This window comes from Thermus sp. (assembly GCF_037444525.1).
Taxonomy (GTDB): domain Bacteria; phylum Deinococcota; class Deinococci; order Deinococcales; family Thermaceae; genus Thermus.
On record NZ_JBBIMD010000072.1, the window covers coordinates 1 to 10,379 of the forward strand.

Consider the following 10,379-nt stretch of genomic DNA (forward strand, 5'->3'; position numbering starts at 1 on the left):
GATAGTCCCGACGTTCTCCATGGGCAGGTCGGCGGTCCATCCCCACGCGTGTGGGGACTACGCATAGAACGCGTAGGCTAGCCAGTCCGGTGCAGGTCCATCCCCACGCGTGTGGGGACTACTGGGGACCAGGACGTAGGTTACCCGGTTATAGCGGTCCATCCCCACGCGTGTGGGGACTACGATAGAACGCGGGCTAAAACCGGGATGAGTGCAGGTCCATCCCCACGCGTGTGGGGACTACTTTCTACCGTTTTCCCCTATCGATGGAGGCTCCGGTCCATCCCCACGCGTGTGGGGACTACGTCCGCCTGGCCCGGGCCGCTTATGTCTGGCTCCGGTCCATCCCCACGCGTGTGGGGACTACACTTGACCAGGACAGCAAAAACCCCGGATTACCCCCGTCTATGTGTCTAGGAAAGAACTATTCCGGGTTTTGATTTTCAAGGTACTCGCGCAGCTTTGGCTGGGTCCGCTTGAGCTTTTCCGCTTTGCGGACCGCCTCCGCGTTGCGCGCCGCCACCAACACTATACCATCAAAATCCCGCAGGACCCGGTCCGAATAGCCGTGAAGCCGAAGGGAAAACCCCTGCTCGTTGTTCGTGCGCCAAGCCATGGCGCACCGACCTTCACCCGCTTTCTCTACCACCTTGGCCCAGAGGAGGTCCCGCACGGTGGCGCTTGCCCGGCCTATGAAGACTCCTGTATCCAGTTCCAGAAGCCAGCGGGTAAGCTCCCCCCTAAGGCTCTTCGGCACCTTCTCCAGGATCATCACCACCATAGGACACACCCCCCTCCACCTCCCCTTCAGGGTCCCAGAGGCTGCCGGGGCGGGTAGGGTCTTCTTCCAGAAGGTCTTCGCCTTCGGGAAGGCCAAGACCAGAAAAGAGATCCAAAAGGTCGTCCACCATACGTTCTAAGAGCCTGCTGGCCTCTATCCGTTCCCGTAGGGTTCTTCGGACCCGCCGTTCTACTTCTAGATCGGATTCGGCTACGGCAAGAAAGGCAGCTGGAATCAGGTATTCCGTCTTGTAGAGGTCAGCGAGGTCGTACACGAAGGAAAGGAGCTTGCCCGTGTGGATAAAGCCCAAAGAAGGGCTGAACCCTGCGCTGACGATGGCCGCATGGGCCAGGCCGTAAAGGTAGGCGGCCCCCGCGGAAAGGGCCCGGTTTACCGGGTCGGAAGCTGCCCAGTTGCGGCGGTCGTAGCTCCGGCCATGCCAGGGCACGCCGGTTTCCTGGCTCCAGCGGGCGTAGGCGCTCCGCACCCGCACCCCCTCGAGGCCCCGCACCTGTTCCAGGCTAAGGTCCTGGGGGAGAGGATCGGAAAAGCGCTTGGCGTAGAGGCGGTACACTACCTCCAGGTGCAACCTAGGGTTAGCCCAGGCTTGGGCCTGGCGCTGTAGGCGAAGGGCGCTTCGCGTATCCCCGAGGCCTTGGGCGTAGAACCGGGCCAGCCCTTCCCCCACCCAGCACACCGTGCACCCGTTTTCCGCCAGGGCGCGCACCGCCGCGTGAGTGATGCGGGTGCCTGGCCCCAAGAAGAGCACACCCAAGGCAGCCACGGGCACCAGGGTGAGCCCCTCGCGGTCGTAGATGCCGATGCCTTGGGCCTCCTGCTCTATGAAGGCGTGCTCCACATAGAGATAAGAAAGCCCGTCACGGAACTTGGGGAGCTCCTTCAGGTTGCGGGTGGGGGGCACTGGGGGCATGGCCTAGCGCGCTAGGGATAGGAGGCCCAGGCCCAAGGCTTTACCTGGGCCGATCCCCCGGGCCAGGGTGGCCTTGGCCCTTTCCGGGTCCTGGACCTCGAGGGCCCCTTCAAAAAGCACCACCTGGATTTGGACCCTTTCCCCCTTCCGCCGCACCTTCCAAAAGGTGTCTTGGAGGATGCGTACCAGGGGGCCTTCCTCCCCCTCAAGCAAGCGGAAACCCCCCTCCTCTAGGCGCCTTTCCAGCCAGGCCACCTTCTCCCGCCAGGTTTTCAGGGCCACCCGCTTACCCGTGCCCTTAAGCCGTTTGCTGGGGTTGGCCTTCAGACGGAAACGAAAGGCCTGCCCAGGGTGGAAAACCGGTTCAAAAGGCTTGGGGGGGAAGACCTGGGCGTAGTCCTCCTCCAAAACGCTCCAATCTGGCTCAGTAAGGGTTTGGACCAGAACCACGGGGAGGTCCGTAGCCCAGGAAGGCTCCTGACGCCAAAGGAGCCTTTCCCGCCTCTCCTCAAGTGCTTCGGAGACTGCCCTGGAAAGGGTGCGGTGCATCTGATAGGGGTTGTCCAGGTCCCGCCGGGCGGCCCGGGAACGGGGGTTAAGCACCAGCTTGCTGATCCACATCCGCCACCTCCCAGGTGGGGGGACCCTCTGGTACCTCTTCTTGGGGGAGAAGCCGCTCCTCCACATACCGGGCGGCAAAGCGGCGTTCGGAAAAGGGTCCCACGGGCTGGTCGTATACCAGGCGGCCTGCTGGACCCTCGAGGGCCAGCAAAAACCCATCCACTGGCTTCTTGGATACCAGGCAGGGGTAGGCCTTCAGGGCCTCCTCTAGGCCTTCGGGGCGGAGGCCATCGGGGAGGTAAGGAGGGGGGCTCGGGACATATCCCTTCCGCCCCAGGTAAAGGGGGAAACGGGGGTTTTTCAGGGCCCTGTGGAGTTCCAGAAGGGGGCCCTCTTCCCCCTCTACCCCCACCAGGAAGGCCGCGTCGGAAAGGTAGTAACGCCAGCTTTGAACGTTCCGCATGCCCCGGAGGTCGGCCGCTAAAATCCCTTGGGCCGTCTGGTAGTCCACCTTCAGCACGCCCTTCCGGTCCACCCGCACCCCAAGCCGGAGGGTGGCCAGGTCGGAAATGTCCTCCTTCCGGTCCCGGCCCAAAGCTGCGGCCAGGAGGCCCACCACCCCGCTTTTGGTGGGGTAGGGCCAGGTGTCCCGGTAGTCAAACCGGCTCCGCACGCCCCAAGACTGCATGGGACCCCGGAGCTGTAGGAGAAGGGTAGGCATCCTAGCCTCCCAAAAGCTCCTCCAGGGCCTTTTCCGCTTCCTCTTTCAGCGCACCGAAGGAGCCCGCCACCGGGAACCCATCCACCTTTGCCTCGGTGAGGTTCACACCGGCTTTCCACTCGGGGTTTAGGGGACCATACACCCGGTCAAACTTGCTCCATTCCCTAAGAAGGGCCTCCACGGAAAGCTCCGAAAGGGCCCGGTCCTCCCAGAGGCGGATGGGCCTTTCAAAGGCGGTGGACAGGTTTCGGGGCAGACCTTCCCCGGCCCGGAAGGCTACGAAGAGGGGCGGGTTGTGGGCGGCAAAGCTGTTTTGCTTGCCCGAGGGCAGGGTAAGGGTGAAGGCCTCCAGGAAGGCCAAAACCCCTTTCCGGGCGAGCTCCTTGTCCCCCTGAAGGTTCTTCAGGAGCTTGTCCAGGTCCACCACCGCGTAGCGGTAGAGGGTCGCGGAGTAGAACTCCACGTCCCCCATCATCCCGGCCCCGGTGTCCTTCTTAGGGTTTAGGTCGTCCACCGCGGTGTAGAAGTCAAACTCCCGGTCCACCTTGTGGGTGGAAAGGGCGTGGGCCACCTGGGCCGCGGCGTCCACCCCAAGTTCTGGCCGGTCGGCCAGCATGCGGCCAAACAGGGCCAGGTCCACGGCCTTGCCGCCGTCCAAAACCCTTTGCAGGTCCTCCTTTACCTCCTTGCTGACCTCGCTCTGCTTTTTCCCCTTGGCCTTGCCCGAGGCCAGGGCCTCGAGGTGGGTGCCGATGGCCTCCGCCAAGCGGTCTAGTTCCGTTTCCCCAAGGAAAAGGAGGTACTCTGTCTGGCCTTCCTTCACCCCGAAGCCCACGGCGTTAAGGGCGTTTTCCACCGCCGATATGCCCTTTTCTTGGGGGTGGCCTTGTTTCTCGAGGCGCCGGACCAGCTCCTCCAACATCCGCTTGGTGCGGATGGCCTGCTCCGCTGGGCTCAAAAGCGCCTGCTCCTTAAACGCCACCCGCACCGCCCGCTTCTGCGCCTGGCTGGAGATCCGGGCCCGGCGCACCCCACCAAAGAGGGCATCCTTGGGGCTTCCCGTGTCGTCCCGGTTCAGGTTATTGGGGGCCACCGTCTGCAGGATGTGCACCTCAAAGAGCTTCATGCCTTCACCTCCTCTTCCTTTTCCCCGATGCGATAAAACTCCCTAGCCCAACGGGCCTGCACCTGCCGGTCCGGGCTAAACCAGGCCAGCAGGTCCTCTAAAAGCCGTGCAAAGTCCAGACTGCCTTCCACCAAGGCCACGTTTTGGCGCAGTCGGAAGGCAATTTGGTCCCGGTCCGCATCCAAAAGGGTCAGAAACCGCCGCTCCACGCTGGCGGAGTCCCTGGCCCTTTCCCTTAGGGCCTGGGCCAGGGTGCGCCCCTCCTGGTGGGCCCCGTCCTTTAGGGCGTAAAGGGCCGCCACCAGGTAGTGGGCTTCCCGGGTCCAGCCCTCCTCCTTGGGCAAGAGGGGCTCCACCACACCGATGGCTGGGGGATAGGTCCCGGGCTCAAAGGCTAGGCTTCGCCTCAGGGCAGCCCGGGCTGGCGCCCAGGCCTTCCGCCCCTTCAGCTCCTCCAGCCGCGCAAGGAAACGCTTAGCCTCTTCCTTCACCGCTTCACCTCCTCCTTTGGGGTTAGCAGGGCAAGCAACCCGGCTTCGCCCTTGGCCAGGGCCTTCAGGTGCCGGGCCGCGGTGCCCAAGGAGATGCGTGTGGCTGCCCAGGCCTCCAGGGCGGCCCGCTTTAAGGCCTCCTCCCACCAGGCCCTATCCCCCTCCTGGCCCAGGCGTTCCAGGAAGGCGGGGAAGCTGCCGTCCAGGGCGTGCCAGTAAAGGCGCTCCAAGGGTAAGGAGGCAGCAAAAGTGGAAAGCTCCCCGCGATCACCACCTCCCAAAACCTCCCCGGCCAGGAGGAGGGCAAGCCGCTTTAGACCCTGCCCTACCTCCTCCGCCCTTTCCAAGGCTTGGCCTAAGTTCAGTTCGGCCTTTTCGGGCTTGGCCTTTTGGGAGAAGATCCCCGGGGGCAGGGGGTAGACCTCCCGGCGGATATCCAGGATCTTGGCTTGGTCCGCCACCTGGCCCAGGACGCGGAGGCGTGGGGAAGAACCATGCCCATCTAGCTGGAGCAAGAGGCTGTCGGCGGTCTCCACGGTGGCAGGTGCGGCCCCCCCCGCTTGGGGGAGCATGGCCCCGAAATCCCGCCAGAAGGCCTTCTCCATACTTAAGCGCAAGGGGAGGAGGTTGCCCTTGGCATCCTGGCGGTAGGCCACCATGGGATCGCGGAAGGCCGATTCCATGGGTTCCACCCCGGGACCATAGGCCATGAAGCGCACCCCATCCCCCTCGTCCAGAAGCCGCACCCCCCGGCTGGGCCAAGTGTAGACCCGCGTGGTCCCGGAAAGGGGCCACTTGGTCTTGTAGCCCTCGAGGTCTTTTAAGCGCAAAGGGGGAAGCTCCCAAAGGGGCGCGTCCCCCTCCTTCTGGTAAGGGACCAGGTTGAAAAGGAGGGTCTCAAAGAGGCTTTCTCCGGTGGGCAGGAAGGCCGCAGCCCCCGCCAAGGGTGCTCCCTTAGCCGATGTGACGCCATGGCGCTTGAGAAGCCCCCCCGGGGTGAAAGTTTGGTGCACCAGGAGCGCCCGGGCTGCTCGGGTGTAGCTGGCCTTGGGAAGGTTGTCCTCCGTGGTGTGGTCAAAGAGGGTGGGGTTGTTGCCGCTGGCCAGCTCAGGTAGGAGCTTGCTCCATGGAAGGGGGTCTTCCGCGGGTAGGTCGGCCACCTGGAAGAAGGGGGCTTTGTCGTGGAAGAGATAAAAGCGCTCCCGGTAGGTGTTCAGATACTGGCCTAAGGGCTCCTCAGGGAAACGGCCTGCTTCCCACCACTCCACTGTCTCCTCCACCCGGGAAGGCCCCCCAAGGGCCCGGTGGAGGATGGCCAGGAGAAGGCGGTACAGGGCGGCTTCCTCCAGGGGGGAGGGGGTTTCAATGCGGGCGATCTCCGGCGCCTCTAGAAGGGCTTGCTTGAGGCCCACCTCCTCCACCTGCCCCCCTCGGAGGACGGGGATCCAGGGTTCTTCCAGAAGGTTGAACTTGGCCACGGCGCTCGCCTCCATTACCCCCATGCTATCACCCCAACCCGACAGGTCCTGTCGGGTTTAACTCCGCTGGTAGACCACCCCCAGCTCCGGGTCCAGTTCCACCCGGAAGGCGGCCTTACCCTCCCCGAAGACCCGCCCTACTTCTAAGGGCCGAAGACCCCGCAAGAGGCCCACCTTCTTCCAGGCGGAAGGCAGGTCTTCCTGAGACAGGTCCTGGGGGATAGGAAAGCGGGAAAGGCGCACCGCTCGCCGGAAAAGGGCCTCGGCTTCTTCGCGGGAAACCTCGCCCTTCAGGCGCGCAGGGCACCGCCCTTCCCGGTCCAGGAAAAGCCCTTCCCCCACTCGGAAGAGGGGCACCACCGCCACGCTGGGATCGCCCAGGCGGGTGAGGAGGCGCTGGGTCTTGGGGTTTTCCTCGTCGTCTTCGAGACCGAGCTCTGCCACGAGCGATGCGCTGTCTACTGGGGACAAAAGCTTTTCCAGCTGGGAAAGGGAGAGGTTGCGGGCGGTTTCCTCCTCCTTACTCTGGCGAGCTTCTAGGAGGCGGAAACCCTCCTCGGCCCGTTCCCTAAGGGGTTCGGGGAACTCATGGGGCTTCGCCTCGTACACGGCTTCCAAGAGGGCCTCGAGATCCTCGGGGATGCGCAAGGCGGTGCGGCTTTCCAAAACGTTCCAGGTGGCGAGAAGGACGAAGTCTTCATACACCCGGTTCCAGTGGAGGGGTTCCCCAAAGTGAAGCCCCTCGGGTACCCCCAAGAGGAGGCGGGGACGGGTGTGGGCCTCCGGGCGCCTTCGCTCGTGACGGTGTAACCTCCCTGCCCTTTGGAAAATGAGGTCCATTGGGGCCAAGTCGGTGTAGAGAAGGTCAAAGTCTAGGTCCAGGCTCTGTTCCGCCACCTGGGTGGCCACCAGGATGGCTCGCTCGGGCCGAGGCCCCCCTTTGCCGAAAAGGCTCAAGGCCACCGCTTCCCTTAGGGTCCGTTCCTCCGCGGGGAAGCGGGCGTGGAGGAGGAGGACCAGGGTGCTGTCTTGAAGCTCCTTCCCCACCACCCACGGGTCCTTTTGGGGTCTGGCCTTTAGCACCTCCTGCCAAGCGCCATCCCCTGTGAGGCCTAAGTGGTCCGCCAAGTTCCCTAAGGTGAGGGGCTTGCCCTGGCCTAGAGCCTGGTAAAGCCTTTGGGCCCGGTCCACGGTGTTCACCACCGCCCCCAACACCCCTGGCAAAGAGGTGCAAAGCCGGGCCGCCAGGGCTTCTTCCTCCACGGGAACTCGTTCCAGCTCCACCTCCACCCCTCGGGCAGGGGGGAGGGCCTCCACCCTTGGCCCCCTCGAGGCTCCTAGGAGAACCACTCGGGGATAAGAGCCCAGGTCTTCCACTTCCTCCGCCCCCCAGGCGGAGAGGAGGGCCCTCCTACGGGAGGGGGGCAGGGTGGCGGTCATGACGATGGCGCTGGAGCCCAAGGCCTTGAGCCAGCGGAGGAAGGCCTCCAGCAGGCTGGAAGTGTAGACATCGTAGGCGTGAACCTCATCTAGGACCACCACCCGGTTCATGAGACCCCAGAGCCGGATGAAGTGGTGCTTCACCCTAAGGACCCCCAAAAGGGCCTGGTCCAGGGTGCCCACCCCGTGGGGGGAGAGCATGGCCCGCCTGCGGGCGGAAAACCAAGTGGAAGCCACCACCCCCTCCTCTTCTCCCTCGCCCACCCCTTCCGGGTGGATCCCTTCCAGCAAGGCCCCGTACTCAGGGTTCAGGAGGGCTGCGCCGTGTTGGAGCTGAAGCTCCACCCTGCCCGCCGAGGCCTTTTCCAGGAAGGCCCTAACCCTAGGGAAAAGCCCGTTGCCCGTGGCCTGAGTGGGGAGGGCCACGTAGAGGCCCCGGTGGCCCAGGGCCCGCTGGAGGAGGTGGTAGGCGTAAAGGGCGCCTTCGGTCTTGCCCATGCCCATGGGGGCCTCCACCAGGAGGAGCACCGGTTTCTCCACCTCCTTAAGGAGGGCCGGAACCGCCTCCTGCAAGGGGTTAGGCTTGGGGATGTGAGGGAAGAGCTCCTGGAAGCCCTTATTCTCAAAGGGCCTATGAGGACGCCAGCCAAGCTTATCTAGCCCCTTTTTGGCGAGTTCCTGCGCCTCCTGCCAGTAGTGGGGATCCGAGGGGGCCCGTCCGTAGGGGAAAAGGGCTGGGTCGGAGGCCACCCAGTCCGCGAAGGAGGCCAGAGCCATAATCCGCAGGATGGCTTCCGGGCGGGCGGTTTCCACCTTGGGGTAGACCGCCCCCAGGGTGCGGGCCAGTTGGTCCATAAGCCAGGTGCGCACCTCCCACCAGGGGCCGGCCTCGAGGGCAAGATGCTGCTTTCCCTTCTTCCTCTCCCCTGGGGTGGCAGGGAAGCCGTGGTGGGCCCCCAAGGCCATGGCCAGATCCCCAGCCACCCTCCTGGAAAGGCCTCTTTTCTCTAGGAGGCTTTGGAGGAACAGGTCGGTGAAGACCCCGTGGGCCACCCAGTGCGCCTTTAGCTCTTCGTCCCAATCCAGCCCCGACTCCCTTACCCGTTGGGCCCCTTCCTCCCAGGCCATCTGGAAAATGGGGCTGGCCTTGCCCAGGTCGTGGAGGCCCACCAGGAAAGAGGACCAGGCCAGGGTTTCCGCCTCAGAAAGGCCCCAGTCCTCGGCATACAACCGCAGGGTCCTCGGGGGTTCTCGGCGGAGGATTTCCGAGGCCACTGCTGCTGTGTCCAGCATGTGGGCGAGGAGGGGATGGTAAGGCTCCCCGCTTTTGGCCCAAAGCGCTAGGGCGGCCGCTTCTAGGTGGATCCCGCTCATGTTTTGAGGTTAGCCTAGACCGCCGACATTTCCTGTCGGGTTCCATAAAGCTCCAGAACCTTCCTGGCCTCCTCCAACCAAAGCGACCGGAGCTCTGGAGGAGAGAGCACCTCCACCCTCGGGCCAAAGCTTTGGAGCCAGGCCAGAACCTCCCAAGGTACGCCCCCCTTGAAGGGCACCGCCTGGAGGCTGGCCGAAAGCCTCCCGTCGGGAAGCTCCCCTTCCACCTTCAGGCCAGGGTAGTCCCCTTCCAGCACGCGCCACGCCGCCTCGGGGGTGAAGCGAAGGCGCACCTCCACCGTGCCTGCTCGCGCCCCCACCACCCCCCAGGCCTGGCGCAGATAGGCGTTGGGGTCAAAGTCTTTGGGAAACGAGTAGGTGTCCTCCAGGAGGCGGGTATTGCGCATGCGGGAGAGCTTGAACGTAAGGATCCCCTTGTGATAGGTCCTCTCATAGCCGATGGCGTACAGGCCCAGGTTGGTGCGGTTGACCTCCAAGAAATACACCTCGAGCTCCTTGGGCCGCCAGTTTTTGGATCCCCCCGAACGGTATTCAAAGGCCAGAGCTCGCCTTTCCAAAAGTGCCCGTGCCACCATCTCCAAGGTGCGGGACTCCCCCGCCTTGGCCTCGAGGCCCCTTGTGCTTTGTAAAAGAAGGCTCCGCAAGGGGTCGGGGAGCATGCGGGCTAGCTTTTCCAGGGCGCTGCCGTACTGTTTTGTGGGAGCCTGGTGGTAAAGAAGCCGGCCTGCGGCAAAGAGGGCTAGGGCTTCCACGGGATGGAGGGAGGGGGGGACGTCCCGGAGGGCATATTGGCCCCGGCCCACCCTCTCCACGGGGTAGCCCTGCTCCTGAAGGGTTTGTAGGTCCCGCTCCACTGTTCGCTCTGTGACCCCATAACGCTCCGCCAGCTCCTTGACCCTATGGGGCTTGAGCTTTAAGCGCTCCACCATGTCCATGAGCCGGGCGGTTCTGCTTTTCCACTCCATACCTTCAAGATAGCCTCAAAGTGTGGTAAGCTTAGGGTAATGGTCCCTTCCTTAGACCGTGCCAACAAGGGGCCATGCGGACCTTGAAAGTTGCCTTGAATCCCAAAAAGACACATAAGGGGAGTTCAAGGGCAGTTTTTGCCGTCCTGGTCAAGTGTAGTCCCCACGCACGTGGGGATGGACCGCGCCCCAGACGGACCGCTATCTCATCGTTTCCGTAGTCCCCACGCACGTGGGGATGGACCGTGCGAGACCGCCCAGGCTGTGGTGGCCTTTGCGTAGTCCCCACGCACGTGGGGATGGACCGTGGACGCTGGTGGCCCTCATGGTGGTGGACCGTAGTCCCCACGCACGTGGGGATGGACCGGACAGGGCCAAGCGCCAGCCCAAGAGGGAGCCGTAGTCCCCACGCACGTGGGGATGGACCGGGGTCGTGTAAGGAATTATGTGTAAGGGTATGTGTATGAATGGGGGTACCAACGGGAGAGGA

General features: G+C 64.0%; 9 protein-coding genes and 2 CRISPR repeat arrays. All 9 genes read right to left on the reverse strand.

Annotated elements, in window-relative coordinates:
• Positions 1-33 precede the first annotated feature (33 nt).
• Positions 34-367: direct repeats of the CRISPR family, unit length 28 nt; unit sequence GGTCCATCCCCACGCGTGTGGGGACTAC.
• Positions 368-424: 57 nt separating this feature from the next.
• Genes cas2e through WKI94_RS10505 form a run of 9 tightly spaced genes read right to left on the reverse strand, consistent with a single transcriptional unit; the run spans position 425 to position 9,889 of the window.
• Positions 425-781, reverse strand: coding sequence for a type I-E CRISPR-associated endoribonuclease Cas2e (gene cas2e / locus WKI94_RS10465; RefSeq protein WP_337845679.1), 357 nt, complete (start codon positions 779-781; stop codon positions 425-427).
• Positions 741-1,712 (reverse strand): type I-E CRISPR-associated endonuclease Cas1e, encoded by a 972-nt coding sequence (gene cas1e, locus WKI94_RS10470; protein WP_337845680.1) that lies wholly within the window; start codon positions 1,710-1,712, stop codon positions 741-743. The genes cas2e and cas1e overlap by 41 nt, the downstream gene beginning before the upstream one ends.
• A gap of 3 nt (positions 1,713-1,715) precedes the next feature.
• Entirely contained in the window at positions 1,716-2,333 is a 618-nt protein-coding gene (gene cas6e / locus WKI94_RS10475; RefSeq protein ID WP_337845681.1) for a type I-E CRISPR-associated protein Cas6/Cse3/CasE, read from the reverse strand.
• A complete protein-coding gene (gene cas5e / locus WKI94_RS10480) occupies positions 2,308-2,994 on the reverse strand; it encodes a type I-E CRISPR-associated protein Cas5/CasD (protein WP_337845682.1) in 687 nt (228 codons plus the stop codon). Before cas5e ends, cas6e begins: the two co-directional genes overlap by 26 nt.
• A gap of 1 nt (position 2,995) precedes the next feature.
• Positions 2,996-4,120 carry a type I-E CRISPR-associated protein Cas7/Cse4/CasC gene (cas7e, locus tag WKI94_RS10485; protein ID WP_337845683.1) on the reverse strand — a complete coding sequence of 375 codons (1,125 nt, stop codon included), beginning with the start codon at positions 4,118-4,120 and terminating at the stop codon, positions 2,996-2,998.
• A complete protein-coding gene (casB, locus tag WKI94_RS10490; RefSeq protein ID WP_337845684.1) occupies positions 4,117-4,611 on the reverse strand; it encodes a type I-E CRISPR-associated protein Cse2/CasB in 495 nt (164 codons plus the stop codon). The genes cas7e and casB overlap by 4 nt, the downstream gene beginning before the upstream one ends.
• A complete protein-coding gene (gene casA, locus WKI94_RS10495) occupies positions 4,608-6,113 on the reverse strand; it encodes a type I-E CRISPR-associated protein Cse1/CasA (RefSeq protein WP_337845685.1) in 1,506 nt (501 codons plus the stop codon). Before casA ends, casB begins: the two co-directional genes overlap by 4 nt.
• Before the next feature lie 33 nt (positions 6,114-6,146).
• Positions 6,147-8,903, reverse strand: a complete 2,757-nt coding sequence (locus WKI94_RS10500; RefSeq protein WP_337845686.1) for a CRISPR-associated endonuclease Cas3'' — start codon at positions 8,901-8,903, stop codon at positions 6,147-6,149.
• Positions 8,904-8,917: 14 nt separating this feature from the next.
• Positions 8,918-9,889 (reverse strand): WYL domain-containing protein, encoded by a 972-nt coding sequence (locus tag WKI94_RS10505; protein ID WP_337845687.1) that lies wholly within the window; start codon positions 9,887-9,889, stop codon positions 8,918-8,920.
• 155 nt (positions 9,890-10,044) lie between these two features.
• A CRISPR array of direct repeats spans positions 10,045-10,317; the repeat unit is 30 nt; unit sequence CGTAGTCCCCACGCACGTGGGGATGGACCG.
• Positions 10,318-10,379: the final 62 nt, after the last annotated feature.

Bases quoted from the DNA above. Each gene is read 5' to 3' on its own strand.
- WKI94_RS10505 (WP_337845687.1), bottom strand. From the start codon at position 9,889: ATGGAGTGGAAAAGCAGAACCGCCCGGCTCATGGACATGGTGGAGCGC.
- cas6e (WP_337845681.1), bottom strand. From the start codon at position 2,333: ATGTGGATCAGCAAGCTGGTGCTTAACCCCCGTTCCCGGGCCGCCCGG.
- cas2e (WP_337845679.1), bottom strand. From the start codon at position 781: ATGGTGGTGATGATCCTGGAGAAGGTGCCGAAGAGCCTTAGGGGGGAG.
- WKI94_RS10500 (WP_337845686.1), bottom strand. From the start codon at position 8,903: ATGAGCGGGATCCACCTAGAAGCGGCCGCCCTAGCGCTTTGGGCCAAA.
- cas7e (WP_337845683.1), bottom strand. From the start codon at position 4,120: ATGAAGCTCTTTGAGGTGCACATCCTGCAGACGGTGGCCCCCAATAAC.
- cas1e (WP_337845680.1), bottom strand. From the start codon at position 1,712: ATGCCCCCAGTGCCCCCCACCCGCAACCTGAAGGAGCTCCCCAAGTTC.
- casA (WP_337845685.1), bottom strand. From the start codon at position 6,113: ATGGGGGTAATGGAGGCGAGCGCCGTGGCCAAGTTCAACCTTCTGGAA.
- cas5e (WP_337845682.1), bottom strand. From the start codon at position 2,994: ATGCCTACCCTTCTCCTACAGCTCCGGGGTCCCATGCAGTCTTGGGGC.